Source organism: Rothia nasimurium (assembly GCF_049068285.1).
In the GTDB taxonomy this organism is placed as follows: Bacteria; Actinomycetota; Actinomycetes; order Actinomycetales; family Micrococcaceae; genus Rothia; species Rothia nasimurium_I.
In genome coordinates this window covers 177,276-200,361 of sequence record NZ_JBLKPV010000001.1, presented here as the reverse complement: position 1 = coordinate 200,361, position 23,086 = coordinate 177,276, and the positions used below count along the sequence as shown (strand labels likewise).

Sequence of the window (23,086 nt, the reverse complement as noted above, 5' to 3'; positions counted from 1 at the left end):
GACAAGACATGTGGTTCTATCAGAGGTAAGCGAACGGTTAGAGGTTCTTCTCGATCAGCTCCTTGACAGCCTCAACGTCGTTGGGCAGGTCAATGACATGGCGGTCGGCTTCCATGATGCCAGCAAAGCGCTCGGGAATGGTTGGCTCAGCGCCGGTCGCTTCGAGGATGGTTTCAGCGAACTTAACCGGCAGGGCAGTTTCTAGGCAGATAATGGGGGTCTCAATCTGGCCAGCCCAGTCGCGGGCTACCTTAACACCGTCGGCGGTGTGGGGGTCAAGCAGCACGCCCAGGCGCTCGTGGGCATCGCGAATGGTGGCGACGCGGTCGGAGTGGGTGGACCGGCCCGAGGCAAAACCGTAGCGCTCAGCAGCTTCGGCAAAGGCCGGGTCATCGGTCAGGGAGAATCCGCCCTGGCGCACCTTTTGGCCAAACAGCTCAGCGGTTCGCTCGGCGTCGCGGCCCAGCAGGTCAAAGACAAAGCGCTCAAAGTTTGAGGCCCGGGAGATGTCCATGGAGGGGCTGGAAGTCTCGTAGGTATCAGCCGATGAACGCACCCGGTAGTCGCCGGTACGGAAGAATTCATCCAGCACATCGTTCTCGTTGGTGGCCACAATCAGGCGGTCGATTGGCAAGCCCATCTGGCGGGCGATATGACCGGCGCAAATATCACCGAAGTTACCGGTGGGTACACAGAAGGAAACCTTCTGGTCGTTGGTTTCGGTCGCGCGAATCCAGGATGAAACATAGTAGACGATCTGAGCCATCAGGCGGGCCCAGTTGATGGAGTTGACCGCGCCAATGCGCTTCTCAGCCTTAAAGGTGGCGTCAGCAGAGATAGCCTTGACGACGTCCTGGCAGTCGTCAAAGACGCCGTCGAGGGCGACGTTGAAGATGTTTTCATCATCCAGGCCGAACATCTGGGCCTGCTGGAAGGGGGTCATGCGGCCAGCCGGGGTCAGCATGAAGACCTTGATACCGGGGCGGCCGCGCATAGCGTACTCGGCAGATGAGCCGGTATCGCCCGAGGTCGCACCCACAATATTGAGAGTCTCGCCCCGGCGGCCCAGTTCGTACTCAAAGAGTTCGCCCAGCAGCTGCATCGCCATGTCCTTGAAGGCGGCGGTGGGGCCTTCGGACAGGTGGCCGATCAGAATACCGGGTTCCAGTTCAGTGACCGGCACAATTTCTTCGGAGGCAAACTTGGGGTAGGAGTAAGCCCGGGCGGTCATGGCCTTGATATCGTCGGCAGGAATGTCGTCGATGAAGAGCTGGAGCACCTCTGCTGCCAGTGCTGCGTAGCCTTCTTCTGCCAGGACGGTTCGCCAGCGGGTGAGGGTGGCCTCGTCAAGAGTGGGGTAGGTTTGGGGCAGGTAGAGACCGCCGTCGGGGGCTAGGCCACCGAGCAAGATATCGGTGAAGCGGGCGGGAGTCTTGGATGCGTCGCGGGTGGAGATGTACTGCATGTGTACAAGATTACCGGGTTTGAGGAATGGGTGCCGGGTACGGCTCATACTGCGGTATGAAATCTCAGGGCTGGTGTTTTCTCAGGGCAGGGTGTTGTCCGGTGGGTTTTAGACTGGGTGTGTGGATGATCTTCAGGTTGAACTCGTGACAGTCCAGCGCCGTAAGAAGCTGGTCAATGGGCTGGCGGTGGCCCTTGCCCAGGTGACCTCTTTTGTCTGGATTGGGGCGGTGGGTACAGACGGGGCTGTCTTCTGGTTTCATGTGCTGATGTGGTTGACCTCTACCTCGAGTATGTATTGGCGCCACCGCCGGCCTAAAACTGTAACGGTTCTGGCCCTTGCTGGTTTGGCATCGACTATTCCTTTGGACTTTCCGGCCATTCATGTGTGGTGGGTTGCCCCTGTGTTGGTCTACCACTGGGCCCGGTACGGCCAGCGGGCTGTGCGGGTTGCTACCCTGGTTTCAGCTGTTGTGGCCTCCCTGGTAGGTGGCTATGTCGTCTCGCAATCAATGCGGGTTTACGGTTGGTCTGCCTTTGAGCTGTGGGTAGCTTTTGTGGTGGGCGCTTTCTTCTGTCTGGCCCTGACCGTGATTGCCTGGTTTATGGGAGATACCCGCAGGCTTCGTGAAAACCGCCACCGGGCTCTGATTGAGCGGAACCGCCAGCTGGAGCACGAGCGGGAGCAGGAGCGGCAGCTTGCTGCCCTCGATGAGCGGGCCCGTATTGCCCGGGAGATGCACGATATTGTGGCCCATTCCTTATCGGTGATTATTACCCAGGCGGACGGGGCCCGGTATGCGGGCTTGGCTCGAATCCAGCAGGGGCAGCGTCAGGGTGGAGGGCAGGACGTCCCGCCACAAGCTGGTGCCGCAGAAGCCGGGGCGGGGACGTCCTTACCCGCAGCTGATCAGGAGCCGGTTGAATTAACAGCTTTGGGGACGATCTCTACTACGGCCCGTCAGTCCCTCCAGCAGATGAGGTCCCTGCTGGGGGTCTTACGCACCGACGGGGGCCAGGTCTTTGAGCCCCTACCGGCCCTGCACAATGTTCCCCAGCTGGTAGAGCAGATGCAGAAGTTGGGCTTTACGGTGGAGTATTCCCAGGTGGAGGGTATAGAGGAGAAACTGCCCCAGGGGGCTGAGCTTACCGTCTACCGGATTGTGCAGGAGGCCCTGACCAACATTCGCAAACACAGCCCGGCTACTCCCCTCGTGACCGTCACCCTTTCAGCTGGCAAAAAGACTTTAGACATCACAGTGACCAACCTGCCCGAGCCCACAGCTTCAGCCCCCATGCCTGGTGCCCGCCGGGGCCTGCTGGGTATGCGCGAGCGCGTAGATATGTACGGAGGAACCCTGCATTACGGCCGGCTCGCTGACGGCTCCTTTAGGGTTTTGGCCCAGATCCCCTACGCCCCCTAAGTTTTTGTTTTAAGTAAGGTAGAAATATGCATGAGATGATTCGGATCTTGCTGGTCGATGACCAGCAGTTGGTTCGCTCAGGTCTGGCTATGTTGGTTGGGTCCCAGCCGGATATGACGGTGGTCGGTGAGGCCAGTGACGGCCAAGAGGCCCTGGAGATCGCCGCCCGCCTGGCAGTTACCGGTCAGGGGCCCCAGGTGGTGCTGATGGACGTCCGGATGCCCCGGATGGACGGTATTGAGGCCACCGCAGCCCTCTTAGCCCACCACCCTAAGGCCCGGGTCGTCATGCTGACCACTTTCGATATTGACGACTATGTTTATGCTGCTATTCAGAACGGGGCCAGCGGTTTTCTCCTCAAGGACGCCCAGCCCGAGCAGCTCCTGGAGGCAATCCGGACCGTCCACCGGGGAGATGCCGTCATTGCCCCTTCCGCGACCAAACGCCTGCTTGAACAGATGATTCCCCACCTGGCTTCTGGGGCCGGTCCTCAGCCGCCCCTACATACCGGCCAGGGGCAGGCCCAAAGTCCGATGCACACCCAAGCTATAGGTTCCTTGACCGCCCGCGAACACGAAATCTTCCTGCTGATGGCTGAGGGCCTCAGTAACGCAGAAATTATGCAGAATTTGGTGGTCTCTGAGGCGACTGTCAAAACCCATGTTTCACATATTTTGGCAAAGCTGGGGGCCAGGGACAGGGTCCAGGCAGTCATCATGGCATACGAAGCCGGGCTCATGGGCTAACTTCTGGCCCTGCCTGAAAAAGGGGCCTCATACCCCGGTATGAGGCCCTAAAACGGCAACAGCATCCACTTTCACACCGAAGTGTGATGTACCTTAAAACCTTCTTTGAGAAGCTAGTTGTATGACTACACCACACACCGTTCCAATCGCAGTTTCTGCCCGGAACCTGAGCAAAACCTACGGATCCGGCCCCAGCGCAGTCGCCGCCCTCAAAGACCTCAATATTGACTTTGAGCGGGGTAAGTTCACCGCAATCATGGGCCCCTCGGGCTCGGGCAAATCTACCTTGCTCAACACCCTGGCAACCCTTGACTCACCGGACCCGAACCCGGCAACATCCGTGAGGGTCAAAGGGGTTGAACTCATGGGCTTGAAGGACGCTGACCTGGCCGAATTTCGGGCCCGCAACGTCGGCTTCGTCTTCCAGGCCTATAACCTCGTGCCGACGCTCACAGCCCTCCAGAACATGGAGCTCCCCCTGGGCCTGGCAAAGCTGCCTGTTGATACAATCTGGCGGGACGAACTGGTACGCACCCTGGGCTTGGCCGATCGACTCAAGCATTACCCTGCCCAGCTCTCCGGCGGCCAACAGCAACGGGTAGCAATAGCCCGGGCGCTTCTCCCCCGCCCCGCCGTCATCTTTGCCGATGAACCCACCGGATCCCTCGACTCAGTCACCAGCGCTGAGGTGCTCACCCTTCTCCAAACTGCCTCCCGCGCCCAAGGCCAAACAATCCTCATGGTCACCCACGACCCGATCGCAGCCTCCTACGCCGACCGGGTCCTCCTGCTCAAGGACGGCCACCTCGCGGGCGGGCTAGAGAACCCCACCCCCGACACCGTCCTTTCCGCCCTGGCCAGGTTAGGGGAATAGCTATGGCAACCACCCTGGCAACCGTCGCCCGGTCAAACCTCGGCAAGCACCGTCTCCGTTTTGCCCTCACCTCCCTCGGCATCGCCATTTCAGCCTTCTTCCTCACCGCCGTCCTCCTGCTCAATTACTCCGCCTACGAGATGATCCGACAGGAAGTTGCCGAAAAATACTCCACCTCAGATGTGGTTGTCGAAACCAACGATAAACACCACCAACTGGACGGCACCCAGTACGAAATCTCTCAAAAACTGGCCGATGAGCTGGCAGCTGCCCCGCAGGTGACATCTGCTTGGAAGCTCGTGCAAAGTTACGCCGTCTTGGACGCACCAAAACCGGGGAGCGATAAGACCCTGACCCACAGCATTATCCGCGCTGATCTTCCCCCCGAAGGTTTCCTGCCCTACCAGCTCACCGAAGGCAGGCTCCCTACTGCAGAGTACGAAATCCTCATCCCCACCACCCTGGCAGACCTTGCCTCCATCGGGGTCGGCTCAACCGTCAGCATGGAAGATTATGCTGCTATCACCACCCTGGAGGAACCAGAATCTAACCTTCCCAGGGCAACCTACACCGTTACCGGCATCTACCTGCAGGCCGCCCAGTACAGGAGCACCCTCGATACCGTCTATACCCCCGGTGAGCTAACCGCCACCTACGCCCAAGTCTCCCGGCAACTCTACGGCTCCCCCAGCCAGGGCCTCTACGACCAGGTGCTCCTGACGCTCGCCTCCCCTATCGACCAGTCCCTTGCTGAGCTCCAAGACCAGTTCGGTACCCAGCGCGGACTCGTACTCCTCCGGGCAGATGAGCAGATCGAGCACGACCTCAACTACCTCCTGGGTGACATTTCAACCCTGGCCTACATCCTGCTGGGTTTCGGTGCCCTATCCCTGCTCATGAGCGCTTTCATCATCGGCAGCACCTACAAGGTCTACACGGCTGCCCGATCCCGCGAACTAGGCCTCCTGAGAACCCTCGGTGCCACCCGATACGCCCTCGTCCGTATGCTCCTGCTCGAAGCTGCCCTTCTCGGCGTGCTCTCCTCCCTAGCCGGTATCGTCACCGCTTATGCCATTGCAGCCCTTGCTGATGATTCAAACCGACTCAGCTGGACCCCCTGGGCTGGACTGATTGCTGCCGCAACCTGCGCCACAGTCACCGTCCTGGCTGCCCTCAAACCGGCCTGGGCCCTGCGGTCCGTCTCCCCCATGGCAGCCCTCACCGCAACACCTCTACCAGCCAGCCCCACCAGCAGGGTCAGAAGCTGGTGGGTCGGGGCCGTCATCCTAGCCTTGGGCGTTTTCGCTGCCTTCACTATGAACCTAGGACTCACCACCGACTCAGCAGGCCTTGTCGTCATCGCAACCATAGCTCTCGCCACAGCCCTGGTCCTCATCTCCCCCTATGCAGTTCTACCCCTCCTAGCCTTACTTCGGGCTCTTGCCTCGCCCTTCTCTACAGCGGCCCTGGCCCACAGTAATATTGCCCAGTCCCCGGCCCACCGCACCGCCACCGTCCGCATGGTCTTCCTCTGTGCTGCCCTAGTCAGCGGGGCGTTGACCGGCTACTCCGTCCTCAACGCGAGCTTCCAGGCTGAAATCGATGCCAGATACCCCTATGACGTTGAGACTATTCTCGACCAGCGTGCCCCCAGCGAATTGGCGACTCTTCGCACCGATCTGATGGCCCTAGACCAGGTAGCTGGAACCCTCATCACCCCGCCCCAGGGGTACATCACCTCAACCGCAGGTAGTGGCTATGAGAACCCGGTGTACTCGGCCAACCTGCAGGAGGCAGAAGGCGTCCTGGCACCGGCCACTATAGGAGCCCTGACAGACCGGGTGCTTGTCGTCTCACAAGAAAACCTAGCCGCCTTCAATCTCAGTGCCGGACAAACCGTGACAGTAACCGGCCACCACGATTCAGTTGAGCTGACAGTCATACCCGTGGCCGAAAGCCTACGGGGTATGCTCATGACCTCACAGACCGGCCAGCTTATCAGCGGCCAAGAGCTAGTTGCTCCCAGCCTGGCGCCTGAAGCAACCAGCCTCTTGCACCTCCAGCTAGCCGCCGAAGTTACCCCCTCCGAACGGGTCGAAGCCCTGCGGGGCATCGCTGAGGTGACCGGTATTGAGGCTGGGCAACTCTCTGGCGTCCTGACCCAGAAATCCATGATGGAAGATAATATGCGCAACGTATTGTGGGCCATCCTGATTCTGCTCTCAGCCACCTTGCTGATCTCCCTCATTGGTTTAGCCAATATCCAAGTTCTCAGCACCAACCAACGCCGCCATTCCTACGCCCTTTTGCGGGTCAATGGCCTCTCCAGCCTCCGTCTTCGGGCAGCGGTCAGTTACGAAACCCTCCTACTGTCGGCCCTGGCCCTGATCATGGGGTCAGCTGCCGGACTCGGGGTGAGCCTGATCTTCCTCCAGATCCTTGATTCTGCTGGCCTTCCCCTCGTCTACGCCCTCACCACCTGGCACTACCTTGCGATTGTGGGTGGAGGACTAGCCTTGTGCTGGCTGGCGGTCTACCTGCCGGCCCGGGCTGCCTCCCGGATATCGCCGGTTGCAGCCCTCCAAGAAATCCCTTAAAGACCCAGCCCCCGGCCCGGTATCGCGGGGCGGGGGCTGGCTCTAGGGTCTTATGAGGACGGGCTGGCTTCGGGAGTCTGCCCGGCGCCGGTCTCTCCCTCTGTGGGGGAAGGCGTCTGTGTAGGAACAGTTACCGGTGAGGAATCCTTAGGGTCAGTTTGGTCAGCAGCAACCCGTTCCAGGGAGGTTTGGTGAATAGCCTCTAATTCCTCAGAAAACTGCTTCAACCGTTTGTAAACAGACTCGTAGTAGCTGTTCTTGAGATCGGTCATGGTCGAGTCAAAGTTAAGCGATTCCCTACAGGAAATATCGGCTTCGAGCATCTTTTGGGCACCTGTATCATCCAACAGGCTAGCCTCGTAGGAGGCCTGGTCGGTAGAAGCAACCTGGCTAAATCCCTTGCCTGCCATGCAGTCGGCCCAGCCCTGTTGGAGAGTCTTGTAGTTTTCATCAGCGAACAGGCTATCGGCAATTGCCTGGCCGAAGGCCGGGGCCAGAAGGGCTGCCTTGGTTCCGGCCTCAACTGACCCATAGATGTACTCATAGCTTTGGGCCATGCAGCCTTCTGAGTTTAGTTTGCCGGTGGAATACTCCATGAAATGAACGGTGAAGCTTTCACCTGCTTGGCCCAGGTAGGCTTCCAGGCCTGCCTGGTCGAACGTAGCAACGGTTTCGCCGTCGGTCGCTGCCAGGTGGTCATAGCCGTTTTCCTTGAGGGCCGCTGTACTCCGGCCTGTGTACACGGCATCTGCCAGACTATGGTGGTTGACCGCCTCAGTGTAGGAACCGCCCAGGGCATTGACGCACCTCTGGACGAAGGCCCGGCGGGCTGCTTCCGATTCAGCAGGAGGGTAAATCCACGATTGGAGCTGGTCTATGTGTTCGCTCTTTGCCTCTTCAGCTGTCAGTTCTTGAAAGTTTTCAGGTTCCGGGGTGCACCCCGCCAGCCCGGCTGTTGCAAGGCAAGCCAGCGCCACAGCTGACCGGATCCGTTTGTTCGTTACAAATAACACGGTGACCTTCCCTAGATAATCAGCCTCAATTCTAACTACTATGGATAGTCGACTTATATCTTACCCAGGGCTATATGTGCGACGTCCTCGTCACAGAAAGCAGTTAATTCTTTTATGGTCAACGATCAGCCCCAGCCGGGTCTTAGGACTAGCCGCCGCTCCCTTATGCGCTTTGCTGCACTGACCGGTGTAGCCGGTGTCGCAGCCAGCGCTTCCGGCCTCGTCCAGCCCCAGGCCCACGCTGCTGACGCAAAGGCTTCGGCATTTAACGATACCTTCCCCTACCCTACGGTCAGTGGCCCCTCCTTGGCCCTGTGGGGTAGCTCGTCCATCGACGGGGCCTTCGCTGACCAGGGTGTACCCGCAGGGTTCAATGCCACGGTCCAGGCCCGTCTCACAGAACTGCTGGCAGCCCCTGTCCTTGATTTCGGACGCGGTGGCGATACCTCCTCCATCATCATCGCCCGGCGCGGTGTCCCTGAGTTCCGGTATCGACTGCTCTTCCCAAACGATATGCTCCCTGCTGAAGGCTCTGTGCAGGTAACTATCCCAACTGATTCTAGGGTTGAATGGGGGGCTTCCACCCTGCTTCCTGGCTATGTGGGGGCCGTCCCCGGTATCTTGAGCGCAGGTGAGGCTGAGGGAACCTACACCTTCACCCGGGTCATTCCGGGTGAGGCGATTTATGCTCCCCATGGTACTGGCGCCAACTGGTTCACCTCCTACCAGGAAATGATTAGCCGTTCTAGCTACCACCTCATTCAGGTTGGCCGAAACAATCTGAGCGAGCCTGAGAAGATTCAGGAGCACACCCAGCTGGCCTATAATCTGGCCCCTGAGCGCACCATTGTTATGGGCCATTTCCGGGCCCGGGGCGACGCCCGGGACTCAACCATGTCCAAGCAGGTAGATGCCTATAACGCCTGGGGTGCTGCAACCTACGGCTCAAAGTTCATGAACCCCGAAACCTACCTTCGGGAGGTCACCCGGGAAGAGTGGCTCCGGTATGGTGCCCTCAACGGGTCAGGTGTCTGGTCCTCCGATACTGACCAGAAGGCCTACGATGAGGGAAAGATACCTGCCTCCCTGTATGCCTCTGACGGTTTCCACCTCAACGGCTGGGGTTATGTTGCTCTGTCCCATATGATTTCTGGCAAGGTCAAGGAGCTTGGCTGGTTCTAAAGCCTAGATTCTTGGTACATCAGCCAGCAGGCCGCCTGCACTCGTGGTGCAGGCGGCCTCTTCATATTTTCAATACAAAAGAGCAGGACGCTCCCGCCCCCTGGGTAATCCTGGTGGGGTGGGGGCGTCCTGCTCTTGTCCCTACAACGGGGCGCTTATGCTTCCTTGGGCTCCTCGTAGCGGGGGAAGATAGGGGCCGGGGCGGGCAGTTCGGTGCCGGGTGCCAGGGCCTTGTCCAGGGCCGCGAAGACGCGGTTCTCGGGGGCCACAGCCAGCAAATCGAGCAGTTTGCCCATGGAGGTGGGCATGACCGGCTGGGTCAGGGTTGCAACGATGCGCAGCACCTCTGCGGTTACATAAAGCACGGTGTACATGCGTTCCAGGTCAGTCTTGCGCAGCTTCCAGGGCTCCTGGGCGGTGAAGTAACGGTTAGCCTCTCCCACGACCTGCCAGATACGTTCCAGGGCCCGGTGGAAGGCCTGGTCGTCGAAGTCAGCTCTGACGGGCTCATACAGGGCCGCTGCCATCTCTAGCATGGCGGTGTCCTCTGCGGTAAATGCACCGTGGGCCGGCACCTTGCCCTCGCAGTTCTTTGCCACCATGGAGAGGGAGCGCTGGGCCAGGTTGCCCAGGTCATTGGCGAGGTCAGAGTTGATTCGGTTCTTGATGCCCTCAGCTGAGTAGGAGCCGTCCTGGCCGAAGGAGACATCGCGCAGCAAGAAAAAGCGCAGCTGGTCCAAACCGAAGCTGGCCACCAGGTCGGCAGGATCTACCACGTTACCGATAGACTTACTCATCTTCTCGCCGTCCACCAGCAGGAAGCCGTGGCCAAAGACCCGCTTGGGCAGGTCCAGACCGGCTGACCAGAGGAAGGCGGGCCAGTAAATGGCGTGGAAGCGGGTGATGTCCTTACCGATCATGTGCAGGTCCGCAGGCCAGAACTTGGTGAACAGCTCCCCCTCGGTATCGGGGTAGCCCAAGCCGGTGAGGTAGTTGGTCAAGGCATCCACCCACACATACATGACGTGCTTATCGTTGCCGGGTACAGGCACGCCCCAGTCAAAGGTGGTGCGGGAGATAGAAAGGTCGGTCAGGCCGTTCTTGATGAAAGCGGCCAGCTCATTGCGGCGGGTTTCGGGGTAGACAAAACCCTCGGTGGAGTAGAGCTCCAGCAGGCGGTCGCCGTACTTGGAGAGACGGAAGAAGTAGGATTCTTCTTCGGTCCACTCAACCTCGGTGCCGGTTGAGGTAGCGTAGCGGACGCCGTCGCGCACCTCGGTTTCGTCCTCGGTGTAGTAGGCCTCATCGCGCACCGAGTACCAGCCGGCGTACTTATCAAGGTAGATATCGCCATTCTCTTCCATCTTTGTCCAGATGGCCTGAGAAGCAGCGTAGTGGTCGGAATCGGTAGTGCGGATAAAGCGGTCAAAGTCAGCACCGACCATTTCAGCCATGGCACGGAAGCGGGCGGAGTTTTCGTCCGCCAGCTCCTTGGGGGTCTTACCCTGTTTTTCGGCTGTGGTCTGCATTTTCTGCCCGTGCTCATCGGTGCCGGTCATGAAGCGCACATCGAAGCCGTCCAGCTTCTTGAATCGGGCCATGGTATCGGCGGCAATAACCTCGTAGGCATGCCCGATATGGGGGGCACCGTTGGGGTAAGAAATCGCAGTGGTGATGTAGTACGGGGTAGAAGTCATAGGTACCACTTTACCCGCTTACACCAACCACTGCGAACGATATTTCCAGGGTTGAAAAGCGCAAGTGGGCTTCCCCTGGCCGGCTCCCCTTGACGGGGGTCAAGCCTTGGGAAAACCCACCCGCGCTTCCAGTTAGTCGGCCAGGTTAATAACCGCTGCGCGAGAAGCGTTGACTACCCGCTTAATGGATTCGAGCACTTCAAGGGAGAGGGCTGAGTCCAGGGCCAGGACGCAGAGGGCTTCAGCGTTCTTGTCGTTGCGGGAGACCTGCATACCGGCAATGTTGATGGAGGCAGTGCCCAGCAGGGTACCGATAGCGGCAATGACACCGGGGCGGTCGACGTACTCCAGCACCAGCATGTGGTCGGTGATGGGGATTTCTACGTCGAAGCCGTTGACGTTGGTCAGCTTCTCAATCAGTTTGGGGCCGGTGACGGTACCTGCTACAGAAACCACCTCGCCGTTGGCCAGGGCGCCGGTGAGCACGGTTTCGTTGCGGAAGTAGTCGGTTTCGGTGGTGGTGACCAGTTCAACCTCCACGCCGCGCTGTTCTGCCAGCACGGGGGCGTTGACGTAAGACACCTTGTCTGAGACGACGTCGGTGAAAACACCCTTGAGGGCTGAGAGCTTGAGGGAGGTGACGTCCTTGGTGGCGATTTCACCTGCGATCTTGACTTCAACGCGGGTGAGGGCCTCGTCGCCGCCAATGGCGGTGAGGATGCGGCCAACCTTTTCGGCCAGGGGAACGCCGGGGCGGACGTCCTTGTCAATGGCGCCGCCTGCAACGTTGACGGCATCGGGCACCAGGTCGCCTTCAAGGGCCAGGCGAACCGACTTTGCCACTGAGATACCGGCCTTTTCCTGGGCCTCGAAGGTGGAAGCACCCAGGTGGGGGGTGGCAACGACGTTGGGCAGCTCAACAAAGGGCACGTTCTTGGCCGGTTCCTTGACGTAGACGTCAATGGCTGCACCGGCAATTTCACCGGCACGCAGGGCAGCATCCAGGTCAGATTCGTCAATCAGGCCGCCCCGGGCTACGTTGACAACGTAGGCGGTCTTCTTCATCTTCTTGAAGCTCTCAGCATTGATCATGCCCAGGGTTTCGGGGGTACGGGGCATGTGGATGGTGATGAAGTCCGAGCGCTCTACCAGTTCATCGAGTTCAACGAGTTCTGCCCCCAGGGCTGCTGCGCGGGCTGCGGTGACGTAGGGATCGTAGGCGATGATTTCGGTGCCAAAGGCCTTGAGACGTTCGGCCACCAGCCCGCCGATACGGCCCAGGCCGATAATGCCGATGGTCTTTTCAAAGAGTTCTACACCGGAGAAGGCAGAGCGCTTCCACTGGCCTTCTTTCATGGAGGCATCGGCTGCTGCGATATTACGGGCCAGCCCCAGGATGTGGCCGACTGTTAGTTCAGCTGCGGAAATGACGTTAGAGGTGGGGGCGTTGACCACCATGACACCGGCCTTGGTGGCGGCCTTGATATCGACGTTGTCAAGGCCTACGCCAGCTCGGGCGATGACCTTGAGCTTTTTGGCGGCGGCGATAGCTTCGGCATCCACCTGGGTGGCTGAGCGGACAAGAATGGCATCGACGTCGGCGATGGCGGGGAGCAGTTCCTCGCGGTTGGCTCCGTCGCAGGAGCGGATTTCAAAGTCGGGGCCCAGGGCTTCAACGGTGGCAGGTGAGAGTTCTTCAGCGAGCAGAACAACAGGTTTTGCGGTCACAGGTAGGTTCCTTAGATGACTGGTGGTAACGGTAGGTGGGGCTGGGCGCTTCGGACCCTAGAGGACGCCGCAGCTGAGGTGGTTCTGGTGCCCGACCTTGTGGCTTGTGGGGCAGGTAGTTCACCGTACGGCTACCTGCTGGCTTGGGGCGGGCGGGGGTGGGGACGGCAGAAGCCGACTACCGTCGTTGGTTGACGACGACGGTAGCCGGCTTTGATCAGCTGTCCCGATTGTGGTTCATCGAGGGGGTAGGCAATCTGCCTTAGCGGGCAACGGAGCCGTCGACGTAGTCGGAGTCAACGGAGTTGTTCCATGCAAAGAGCTTACGCAGTTCACGGCCAGTTGCTTCGATGGGGTGGGCTTCGCCCTTGGCGCGCAGTTCCTTGAATTCGGGGCCGCCGGCTGCCTGGTCTTCCATGAAGCGCTTGGCGAAGGTGCCGTCCTGGATGTCAGCCAGAACAGCCTTCATGTTCTCCTTGACCTCGGGGGTGATGACGCGGGGGCCGGAGATGTAGTCGCCGTATTCAGCGGTGTCTGAGATGGACCAGCGCTGCTTGGCAATGCCACCTTCGATCATGAGGTCGACGATCAGCTTGAGTTCGTGCAGGACCTCGAAGTAGGCGATTTCGGGCTGGTAGCCAGCTTCGGTCAGGGTTTCGAAGCCGTACTGGATCAGCTGGGAGGCACCGCCACAGAGAACAGCCTGCTCACCGAAGAGGTCGGACTCGGCTTCTTCCTTGAAGGTGGTTTCGATGACGCCTGCGCGGGTTGCGCCCATTGCCTTGGCGTAGGCCAGGGCCAGGTCAAGAGCCTTACCGGAGGCGTCCTTTTCGACGGCAACCAGGGCGGGAACAGCGCGTCCTGCTTCGAATTCGCGGCGGACGGTGTGGCCGGGGCCCTTGGGGGCGACCATGGCAACATCGACGCCCTCGGGGGCTTCGATGTAGCCGAAGACGATGTTGAAGCCGTGGGCGAAGAAGAGGGCGTCACCTTCGTTGAGGTTGGGGGCGATGTCGTTCTTGTAGACCTCTGCCTGGACCTGGTCGGGGGTGAGGATCATGATAACGTCGGCTTCGGCTGCTGCTTCGGCAACGGTGAGGACGCGCAGGCCTTCAGCTTCTGCCTTGGCGCGGGACTTTGATCCTTCTGCAAGGCCGACGCGGACGTCTACGCCTGAGTCACGCAGGTTGAGGGCATGGGCGTGGCCCTGGGAGCCGTAGCCGATGATGGCTACGGAGCGTTCTGCGATGTTAGCCAGGTCGGCGTCGTCGTTGTAGTAGATCTTTGCCATGATGTTGCGATCTCCTTAGATCGGGTGAGGGGCACTGGTGCCCGTCGGTTGTGTATGGGTGAAACCCTTAGTTTCTACAGTAACCCCTGTTACTGGTTTTGAGACATAGGTTTCATATTTTGAGATTGGGTATCGGTGGGCCTTAGACGCGCAGGGCTTTTTCACTCATTGAGCGGGGACCCCGGGACAGGCCGATAGTTCCTGCCCGTACGATTTCTCGGACGCCGAAGGGTTCGAGAACTTCGAGTAGGGCATTGATTTTGTTGGCAGAACCGGTGGCCTCAATAATGACCGATTCGGTTGATACATCCACGATTTTGGCGCGGAAGAGGTCTGCTGCTTGAGTGACCTGGATGCGGGCTGCAGCATCTGCCTTGACCTTGATAAGAATGTGGTCGCGCTGGGCTGACTGATCATCGGGCAGTTCAACAATTTTCAGAACGTGAATGAGCTTGTTGAGCTGCTTGGTGACCTGTTCCAGCAGGACCCCGTCCGCATCGACCACGACGGTGATACGGGAGATGCCGGGCACCTCGGTGGGGCCAACGGCCAGGGAGTCGATATTGAACATGCGGCGGGCGAAGAGGCCTGAGACGCGGGCTAGGACGCCGGGCTTATCTTCAACCAGTACTGAGAGAGTATGGCGGCTCATTAGATTTCCTCTTCTTCGCCCCAGGAGGGTGAAATGTCTTTAGCGATCTGGATTTGGTCGTTGGAAACACCTGCGGGGACCATGGGCCACACCAGGGCGTCGGGGCTGACGTTGAAGTCAACGACGACCGGGCGGTCGTTGATTTCCAGGGCCTTGGCGATGGTGGCTTCAACGTCCTCGTCCTTTTCACACCGCAGGGCGGCGCAACCGTAGGCTTCGGCCAGCTTGACGAAGTCGGGAATGCGGGCGGTGCCCATGCCGGTGTTGAGGTGGGTGTTGGAGTAGCGGCCGTCGTAGAAGAGGTTTTGCCACTGGCGCACCATACCCAGGGATGAGTTGTTGATGACGGCAACCTTGATGGGAATGTTGTTCTGGACGCAGGTGGCCAATTCCTGGTTGGTCATCTGGAAGCAGCCGTCGCCGTCGATCGCCCAGACCACGGAGTCGGGGAAGGCTACCTTGACGCCCATTGCGGCGGGGACGGAGAAGCCCATGGTGCCAAGGCCTGCTGAGTTGATGAAGTGGCGGGGATTCTCGCTCTTGATGAACTGGGCTGCCCACATCTGGTGCTGGCCCACGCCGGTGACGTAGTAAGCGTCAGGGCCGCTCATTTCTGAGAGCTTTTCAATCACGAGCTGGGGGGAGCCGAGTCCGTCGCTGGTCTTGGTGTAGCCCAGGGGGTAGGTTTCCTTGAAGCGGTTGACCAGGGCCCACCAGTCGCTGAGGTCGGGTAGGTTCTGGGCGAACTCGCCGGTCAGGATTTCGTTGAGGTCGGGCAGGACGTAGCGCAGGTCACCGACGATCGGCACATCTGCGATACGGATCTTGGAGATTTCTGCCGGGTCGATATCAACATGAATGACCTTAGCGTGGGGAGCAAATTCTGAGACTACGCCGGTGACGCGGTCATCAAAGCGGGTGCCCAGGGCGATGAGCAGGTCGGCTTTCTGCATGGCGGTGACCGCAGGGACAGTGCCGTGCATACCGGGCATACCCAGGTTTTGGGGGTCTGAGTCGGGGAAGGCGCCGCGGGCGGTCAGGGTGGTGACGACGGGGGCGCCAATGGTCTTGGCCAGCTTCATGAGTTCGTCTGAGGCTTCGGCCCGGACGACGCCGCCGCCAACGTAGAGGACGGGGCGGCTGGATTCGGTGATGAGCTTGGCTGCTTCACGGATCTGCTTGGAGTGGCCTCGGGTGACGGGGCTGTAACCGCGGGGGTCGGTGTTAGCGGGGGGCCAGGAGAAGTCCATCATGCCCTGCTGGGCGTCCTTGGTGATATCAACCAGGACGGGGCCGGGGCGGCCGGTGGAGGCAATTTTGAAGGCGGTTGCCAGGCAGCGGGGGATCTCCTGGGCGTCGCGCACCATGAAGGAGTGCTTGGTGATGGGCATGGTCATGCCCACGATGTCGGCTTCCTGGAAGGCGTCGGTGCCGATGACCTTGGAGGAGACCTGGCCGGTGATGCAGACAATGGGCACTGAGTCCATGTTGGCATCTGCAATGGCGGTGAGCAGGTTGGTGGCGCCGGGGCCGGAGGTGGCGATTGCTACGCCGACTTTGCCACTGGCGATGGCGTAGCCTTCTGCAGCGTGGCCTGCGCCCTGCTCGTGGCGGACGAGAATGTGGTTCAGTTTCTCGGAGTCAAAGAGGGGGTCGTAGGTGGGAAGAATAGCGCCACCCGGCAGGCCGAAGAGGTCGGTGACACCCAGTTCTTCGAGGGAGCGCACAATAGCCTGCGAACCGGTCATGCGTTCTACAGGTGAGGGCTTCTGGGCGGTGGAGCGGCTGCCCAGGTTCTTTGCTAGATCTGCCGGGTTGATTGAAGGTCCCGTCGTCATGATTTTCCTCGTGGTGGTCTGAAGAATGAAAGGTGAGTGTGTGAGCGGTGGGTGCGCCCGTTGGGTAGGTTGAGCCGGGTTGCGGTTATGTACCTAGAAAAAAACCCTCCGCTGTACTTGAGCGAAGGGTGCGCACGCTGCGGACACAAGGTGTACCTATGCTGCGCACTCGTTTCCGAGTCGCACCACAAGACGAATCTGTGACTGCTGGCGTGATGTCATACCCACAATTCTCTTGTGAGAACCAAGGCAGGTCAAACCGGTCTTAGAATGTGACACTTTTGTGTCACACTGTGGCCAGGCTGATGTGCCCCCCCCCCGATCCCCCACCGAGGCCAGTATGTGGAGGGCTTCATACCGTCATAAGGAGTCACATAGGGTTCCCACCCGCAACTACCAGGAATTTTAGATAGATAGAACGTAGACTGATGGCATGACTTCACCCCAGCTCTCAAGCCATGAGATTGCCCAGGTCCTGCACACTGTTTTCGATAGTCAGATTATTAACTACGGCGCCTACAATTTGGTCTTTGCAACGGGATCCTCTATGTATAGGAACCCCGATGTTGCAGCTCTCCAGGAAGAAGACCAGCGCTACTTTCTCGTGGGCTACCGGGAGACCCCCCGGGAGGCTATCGTAGCCCCCCTATCCCTTCCGTCGGTGCGCGGAACCGGATCCCCCACCTCAATTGATAACACCAATGCCGCCCGGACCTTTGCCCTCTCTGACACATCATTCGGGCTTGAGATGACCAATGGCACCTCCTTCTCCCTCACCTTCGAGCCCATGATGACCGTCGAAACGGATCAGGGAACCGGGGTGCTGGACCAAAGTCAGGATATTCCTGATTTCAAAAAGGTTATTATCGACGCCTGGGAAATGTAACCCCCACGATACTCACCTCAGGAGCATCAGCAAGGGGTAGACACAAGAAAAGCCCGACCGGATCACCGGTCGGGCTTTTCTCATCTGTGCGCCCCCTGGGACTCGAACCCAGAACCCATTGATTAAGAGTCAATTGCTCTGCCAATTGAGCTAGAGGCGCATATTTACTTGTCAGACCAGGTTTCCCTGGCAACGAATAAAAACTATACGCACTTTTTTTCGGTCATGCAACTCAGATTGCCCATTTGTGACCAGCCCAACAATCCCCTCGGGGCAACCCGCCAAGTTCGGGCTTCAAGAGCCAGCCCGCTTCCGAAGAGACAAAAAGCCCGACCGGCTAACCGGTCGGGCTTTTCTCATCTGTGCGCCCCCTGGGACTCGAACCCAGAACCCATTGATTAAGAGTCAATTGCTCTGCCAATTGAGCTAGAGGCGCATTTCTCATCACCAGGTTTCCCTGGCAACGAGTAATTACTTTACACATCCTTCATGGAGTGTGCAAGTCAAAACTGGGATTTGTGACGACATACACAAAACCTTGCCGCCACCTTCCCACCTGCTAGGCCTTGGCCCCGCGGTGCTCTGCAATCATCTCAGGGGTAATAACATCCATGACCGCCGTATTGACGCGCTCACCGGCGACCTCTGCCCCAGCAGCTTCCTCAAGATTGACCGCAGCGGGCTCTTCAGCCAGGGTTCGAGAAAGAGCCCCAACTTCAGCGGTGTGCTCATTGCTCAGGCCTTCAAGCACACTGCCGCCCCCGTGGTGCTCATTGAGGGACTCGATAATATGAATCAGCATTTCCCGGAACTCAGGATTGCTCAACTCACCGGCCGAGCCGAGATTGCGGTCAATGTTTTCAGCTTCAGCAAGGACGCGACGGCCCTCATCTGTAATACCCAAAAGGTAGCTACGACGGTCAATGGTGTTTCGGGTGCGGAATACATGGCCGTGAGCCTCGAGGCGGGCAAGGGTCTTACCCATTGTCTGCGCCTGAACGCCAACCAGGGAGGCAACCTTGACCTGGGAAATCATCCCTTCTCGAGCAATAACACCCAGGGCAGTCACACCGGCGTGGGTAAGCCCTAGGGACTTCAGCTGGTCATTCCAGCTGTATTCAAGCATGCGCGCTGCAGTTGAAAGCAGGCGGTTGATAGACCAATTACGAATTTCAGGCATGGCACTATTATAAGCATGTTTACCACTTATCCGCCCAGAAACAACAGGTCACCCCAGGTTCATTAGGGCCTATAGATCATTATCTAGACAGGTCTATCTGCCCTCCCCTTCACCCTGCCCCAGCATTGATAAACTAGCAGCAGACCAGATCTCACAGCAGCTATCCCCTCCCTGGGCAGTCCAGCTCCGCTGCCCAAGGCTGCCAGATGCGAACGTCCTGAAAGGAACATCATGCCCCGGCTTGAACCAGGTTCACCAGCACCCTCTTTCACCCTGCCAGCAGTCGGAGGCTCCTCAGTCTCCCTCAGCGACTACGCCGGCCAGAAGGTCATCCTCTACTTCTACCCCAAGGCATCTACCCCCGGCTGCACCAACCAGGCCTGCGACTTCCGGGACAACCTGGCCTCCCTGGCCTCCCACGGTTACGCAGTGCTCGGTGTATCCCCTGATTCCTTACCTGCCCTCGAAAAGTTCACGGCCAACCAGGAACTCACCTTCCCCCTCCTCTCTGATGCCGACCACACCATCGCCGAGGCCTACGGAGCCTGGGGCGAGAAGAAGAACTACGGTAAAACCTACATCGGCCTCATTCGCTCAACCTTCGTCATCAATGAACAGGGAATCCTGGATCTGGCCCAGTACAACGTGCGAGCCAAGGGGCATGTGGCAAAGCTCCGCCGCGACCTCGGCATAGACAGCTAACCCAAGGGCCAGGCTGGTTTTCGCAAAAACAAACAACCTGTTGTAGCATAGAGTCTGTTGGTCTAAAACCACGCGCGAGTGGTGAAATTGGCAGACACGCAGGATTTAGGTTCCTGTGCCTTACGGCGTGAGGGTTCAAGTCCCTCCTCGCGCACCGCACTGAAACAAGTCGTCATCCCCCATCACTGTGGGATGGCGACTTTTTCTTACCCCACCTCACTCATCCCGGGCCCTGGCCACCCATCTACTAAGATGAAACCGATGCATCCCGAACTGACTGAGACGTTGACCCGAGAGGACGACATGGCTACCCCCTCCCTGACCCGCCGGCGGGCCCTCCAGCTCGGGACCCTCCTCACCCTGGGCCTGCCCCTGACTGCTTGCACCCCAGAGAGCCAACCTGAGCCGCAAACGTCCGCTGAAGCAGAAACCAGCCGCACTTTCACCTTTGCCCAGGCTGCCCACGTCCTCACCCTCGACCCCTTAGCTACCACCCGGATCGAAAGCCACCGCATCAGCGCCCAAATCCTCGAGCCCTTACTCAAGGCTGACCCCAACACCGGCCTCCCCCAACCCGGCCTAGCCTCCACCTGGGAGATGAGCGATGACCAGCTAACCTACACCTTCACCCTCGCCTCAGGAATCAGCCTGAGCAACGGAACCCCGGTCACCGCCTCCACCGTCATCACCTCCATCGACCGCTGGAAAAAGATCAGTGAGGGGCCCCTGAGCACTATCACAGCCCCCGTTGCCTACCTCTTCAAAAGCCCCGCGGAAGACAGCGCCCCGCTCGTTTCCTCTTATCAGGCTGACGGAGATACCACCCTCACCATTACCCTCTCCCGCCCCTCCGTCAGCTTCCTGCAGGCACTCACCCAGCCAGCCTGCGCCATCGTAGCCCCTGAAATTATCGGCCCCGACGGCCTACTCACCCAAGATCCCATAGGAACTGGGCCCTATCTCATCTCCAGCAAAACAGACGGCGACATCACACTTACTCTGAACCCCCACTACCGGGGGGAGCAGCCCGAGATCACTGAGCTCACCTTCGTCACCATTCCTGACGCCGAAAAGCGCTACTACCACCTGCTCCAGGGCACAATTGACGCCTACGACCAGGTCGGGCTGAAGGATTACGTCCCGCTGGCTTTGGAAGGCTACCCGGTGCAGTCCCGCGACCCCTTCTGCATCTCCTACATCACCATCAATATGTCGCACCCCGCCTTCGACGACGCCCGCGTCAGAAGGGCTCTGGCCAGGGCCATCGACCGCAGCAAAATTGTGGCAGACTACTACCCTCAGGGAACCACTGCCGCCCGTGACTTCGTCCCCGCCCTCTTTCAAACCCGCAATGAGGACATAGGCTCTGCCTACTCCTACGCCCCCGAAACAGCCCAAAGCCTGCTGAGGGCTTCGACCTACGCCAACCAGCCCATCGACTTCTACTACCCCACCAACGTCTCTACCCCCTACCTGCCCTCCCCTGAGGCAATTTACTCCATCATCTCAGCCAATCTGGTTGAGGCTGGATTCAACATCGTCCCCAAGCCCTACAGCTGGGCAGATGACCGGTCAGAAGATATTGCCAGTACCCACCCTAACTACGGCCTAGAACTCACCGGGCTGATCGGCACCTACCGGGACCCGGCAGCCTTCCTCACCCAGGTCCTAGCCCCGGCAGCCTCAGCCCCCGCCAGCCTCAGCCAGGACGGTCCGGCCCAGGCTACTGCGTCCGCCTCACCGACTCCCCCGCAGGCTGACCCCAGCCCCACCGACCCGGCCAATGAACCCACCCGTGTTAGTACCAGTTACCGGTTGATTTACCAGGCCATCCAAGAGGCTGATACCCTCGCTGACCTTGCCGAACGACGCGAGGCCTACCGGGCTATCAACGCCAGCATGGCCGACTACCTCTCAGCTGTTCCCCTGGCCTACCCCGTTTCCGGGGTTGTAGAAGGGCCCCGCGTCCACCGCTACAGCGTCAATGCCACCACTCTCGACGATTTCGCGACCGTCCAGCTCACCCAAGGGGCCTAAGCCCCACCGGTAATGTGTCAGAAAAGTTGCACCACTGTTAGGCGCCACCGGGTATCTGTACTACTCTAAAAAGTAGAACGGGGCCTTACCGGCCCTCCCCTGTGGTGTCCAATGTGGGGCACCACCACGTACAGTGACGGAGAGTCAAACAAGTGGCAAACGAAGTAAAGACAGACGTCGTCCTTGTAGGCGGCGGCATCATGAGCGCAACCCTCGGCGTCCTCCTCAAGGAAGTCGAGCCCACCTGGAGCATCACCCTTCTCGAACGCCTCGACGAAGCAGGCCAGGAATCCTCTAATCCCTGGAACAACGCAGGTACTGGCCACTCGGCCCTCTGCGAGTTGAACTATGCCCCGGCTGGCCCCGACGGCACCGTTGACCCGGCCAAGGCCCTCGGCATCAACGAGCAGTTCCAGGTCTCCCGTCAGCTCTGGGCTTCCCTCGTGGAAGAGGGCAAGCTCAAGAACAACGAGTTCATCAACCCCGTCCCCCACATGTCCCTGGTCTTTGGCGAAGACCATGTGCGCTACCTGGGCAAGCGCTTTGAAGCCTTCGAGAACCAGAAGCTCTTTGAGCGTATGAAGTTCTCCACTGATTTCGACCAGATCCGTGAGTGGGCCCCCCTGTCTGTTGAAGGCCGGGACCCCCAGCAGAAGATTGCAGCCACCTGGTCCCCCGAGGGTACCGACGTCGACTTCGGCAACCTTACCCAGCAGCTCATCGACTACATGGTGCAGCAGGGCGTATCTGTTCAGTACGGCCAGCAGGTCACCGACCTCAACCAGCAGTCTGATGGTAGCTGGGTCATCAAGGTCAAGAACCGGCTGAATTCAGAGCACAGCCAGGTCATCCGGGCCAAGTTCGTCTTCCTGGGCGCAGGTGGCGGAGCCCTGCACCTGTTGCAGAAGTCCGGAATCAAGGAAGGTAAGGGCTTCGGAGGCTTCCCGGTCTCTGGCCTCTTCTTCCGCAATACCAATGAAGAAACCGCCCTCAAGCACAATGCCAAGGTGTATGGCCAGGCCTCAGTCGGTGCTCCCCCCATGTCGGTTCCCCACCTCGATACCCGCTATGTTAACGGCAAGCGGTCGCTCCTCTTTGGCCCCTACGCAGGCTTTAAGACTAACTTCCTCAAGCAGGGCTCCCTCTTGGATCTGCCCCTCTCCCTCCGCCCCGATAACCTGCTACCCATGGTGAGGGCTGGCCTCGACAACATGGACCTCACCAAGTACCTGGTCGGTGAGCTCCTGAAGAACCGTGACGAGCGCGTTGCCTCCTTGCGCGAGTACTACCCCACTGCCGTTGCCGATGAGTGGGAGCTCATCACCGCTGGCCAGCGGGTCCAGGTCATTAAGAAGGACGCGAAGAAGGGCGGTGTGCTGCAGTTTGGCACCGAGCTGATCGCCTCAGGTGACGGCTCCCTGGCCGCCCTGCTGGGTGCTTCTCCCGGTGCTTCCACCGCAGCGCCCATTATGCTCAACCTCCTGGCCCGTTGCTTCCCCTCCAAGATGGCTGGCTGGGAATCCCGTATCAAGGAACTGGTGCCCGGCTACGGCGTCAAACTCAACGACAACCATGACCTAGCCGACGAGCTCTTTGCCCACACCGCCAAGGTTTTGGGTATCGATAACTAAGGCCGATTGGTTTTCACCTGCGCCCCCTGGTCCTCTGTGGCCAGGGGGCGCTTCTTGTTCGGGCCGAAACGGGTGACCTTCCCCGAATGCTCCAAAGGGCAGGTTTTCTATAGGGTCAGGAGCGCCACAGCAGGGCCTGCCCTA

The 23,086-nt window shown here is 59.4% G+C and carries 17 protein-coding genes and 3 tRNA genes; 10 read left to right on the top strand and 10 right to left on the bottom strand.

The genetic code is table 11. The features are described from left to right. Positions 1-37: 37 nt before the first annotated feature. Positions 38-1,465, bottom strand: coding sequence for a threonine synthase (thrC, locus tag ACMXX3_RS00875; RefSeq protein ID WP_421082933.1), 1,428 nt, complete (start codon positions 1,463-1,465; stop codon positions 38-40). Between the two features lie 121 nt (positions 1,466-1,586). Between thrC and ACMXX3_RS00870 the strand changes: the two genes are divergently transcribed. From ACMXX3_RS00870 to ACMXX3_RS00855, 4 genes are all read left to right on the top strand, one after another. After that, on the top strand, positions 1,587-2,888 hold the full coding sequence (locus ACMXX3_RS00870) for a sensor histidine kinase (protein WP_421082932.1): 1,302 nt from the start codon (positions 1,587-1,589) through the stop codon (positions 2,886-2,888). A 26-nt stretch (positions 2,889-2,914) separates the two neighbouring features. After that, positions 2,915-3,634: a response regulator gene (locus tag ACMXX3_RS00865; RefSeq protein WP_421082931.1), complete on the top strand. Its 720-nt coding sequence runs from the start codon at positions 2,915-2,917 to the stop codon at positions 3,632-3,634. 121 nt (positions 3,635-3,755) lie between these two features. Beyond that, complete coding sequence (locus ACMXX3_RS00860) at positions 3,756-4,508, top strand: ABC transporter ATP-binding protein (RefSeq protein WP_421082930.1); 753 nt, start codon at positions 3,756-3,758, stop codon at positions 4,506-4,508. Positions 4,509-4,510: 2 nt separating this feature from the next. Next, positions 4,511-7,105, top strand: a complete 2,595-nt coding sequence (locus tag ACMXX3_RS00855) for an FtsX-like permease family protein (protein ID WP_421082929.1) — start codon at positions 4,511-4,513, stop codon at positions 7,103-7,105. Positions 7,106-7,155: 50 nt separating this feature from the next. Here the strand turns inward: ACMXX3_RS00855 and ACMXX3_RS00850 are convergent, their stop codons facing one another. Next, positions 7,156-8,118 carry a hypothetical protein gene (locus tag ACMXX3_RS00850; RefSeq protein ID WP_421082928.1) on the bottom strand — a complete coding sequence of 321 codons (963 nt, stop codon included), beginning with the start codon at positions 8,116-8,118 and terminating at the stop codon, positions 7,156-7,158. Positions 8,119-8,232: 114 nt separating this feature from the next. Between ACMXX3_RS00850 and ACMXX3_RS00845 the strand changes: the two genes are divergently transcribed. Then, entirely contained in the window at positions 8,233-9,300 is a 1,068-nt protein-coding gene (locus ACMXX3_RS00845; protein WP_421082927.1) for a twin-arginine translocation signal domain-containing protein, read from the top strand. A 155-nt stretch (positions 9,301-9,455) separates the two neighbouring features. Here the strand turns inward: ACMXX3_RS00845 and metG are convergent, their stop codons facing one another. From metG to ACMXX3_RS00820, 5 genes are all read right to left on the bottom strand, one after another. Then, entirely contained in the window at positions 9,456-10,997 is a 1,542-nt protein-coding gene (metG, locus tag ACMXX3_RS00840; RefSeq protein ID WP_421082926.1) for a methionine--tRNA ligase, read from the bottom strand. 132 nt (positions 10,998-11,129) lie between these two features. Further along, entirely contained in the window at positions 11,130-12,725 is a 1,596-nt protein-coding gene (gene serA, locus ACMXX3_RS00835) for a phosphoglycerate dehydrogenase (RefSeq protein WP_421082925.1), read from the bottom strand. 262 nt (positions 12,726-12,987) lie between these two features. After that, a complete protein-coding gene (gene ilvC, locus ACMXX3_RS00830) occupies positions 12,988-14,016 on the bottom strand; it encodes a ketol-acid reductoisomerase (protein WP_421082924.1) in 1,029 nt (342 codons plus the stop codon). Positions 14,017-14,158: 142 nt separating this feature from the next. Then, entirely contained in the window at positions 14,159-14,668 is a 510-nt protein-coding gene (ilvN, locus tag ACMXX3_RS00825; RefSeq protein ID WP_421082923.1) for an acetolactate synthase small subunit, read from the bottom strand. Continuing rightward, a complete protein-coding gene (locus ACMXX3_RS00820; RefSeq protein WP_421082922.1) occupies positions 14,668-16,506 on the bottom strand; it encodes an acetolactate synthase large subunit in 1,839 nt (612 codons plus the stop codon). Before ACMXX3_RS00820 ends, ilvN begins: the two co-directional genes overlap by 1 nt. Before the next feature lie 433 nt (positions 16,507-16,939). Here ACMXX3_RS00820 and ACMXX3_RS00815 point away from each other — a divergent pair, with 433 nt between their 5' ends. Next, the gene (locus tag ACMXX3_RS00815; RefSeq protein WP_421082921.1) at positions 16,940-17,392 is read left to right on the top strand and encodes a hypothetical protein; all 453 of its coding nucleotides are present in this window, start codon (positions 16,940-16,942) and stop codon (positions 17,390-17,392) included. A gap of 87 nt (positions 17,393-17,479) precedes the next feature. Here ACMXX3_RS00815 and ACMXX3_RS00810 read toward each other — a convergent pair. The 3 genes from ACMXX3_RS00810 to ACMXX3_RS00800 form a co-directional block, all read right to left on the bottom strand. Then, positions 17,480-17,552 (bottom strand) — tRNA-Lys (locus tag ACMXX3_RS00810). Between the two features lie 203 nt (positions 17,553-17,755). Continuing rightward, a tRNA-Lys gene (locus ACMXX3_RS00805) sits at positions 17,756-17,828 on the bottom strand. A 123-nt stretch (positions 17,829-17,951) separates the two neighbouring features. After that, a complete protein-coding gene (locus ACMXX3_RS00800; RefSeq protein WP_421082920.1) occupies positions 17,952-18,572 on the bottom strand; it encodes a MarR family winged helix-turn-helix transcriptional regulator in 621 nt (206 codons plus the stop codon). Positions 18,573-18,800: 228 nt separating this feature from the next. Between ACMXX3_RS00800 and bcp the strand changes: the two genes are divergently transcribed. The 4 genes from bcp to ACMXX3_RS00780 all read left to right on the top strand — a co-directional run bounded on the left by bcp (position 18,801) and on the right by ACMXX3_RS00780 (position 22,942). Further along, a complete protein-coding gene (gene bcp / locus ACMXX3_RS00795) occupies positions 18,801-19,274 on the top strand; it encodes a thioredoxin-dependent thiol peroxidase (RefSeq protein WP_421083136.1) in 474 nt (157 codons plus the stop codon). Between the two features lie 72 nt (positions 19,275-19,346). Next, positions 19,347-19,428 (top strand) — tRNA-Leu (locus ACMXX3_RS00790). A 107-nt stretch (positions 19,429-19,535) separates the two neighbouring features. Next, positions 19,536-21,311, top strand: coding sequence for an ABC transporter substrate-binding protein (locus tag ACMXX3_RS00785; RefSeq protein ID WP_421082919.1), 1,776 nt, complete (start codon positions 19,536-19,538; stop codon positions 21,309-21,311). A 152-nt stretch (positions 21,312-21,463) separates the two neighbouring features. Beyond that, entirely contained in the window at positions 21,464-22,942 is a 1,479-nt protein-coding gene (locus ACMXX3_RS00780) for a malate:quinone oxidoreductase (RefSeq protein ID WP_421082918.1), read from the top strand. The last annotated feature ends 144 nt before the right edge of the window (positions 22,943-23,086 follow it).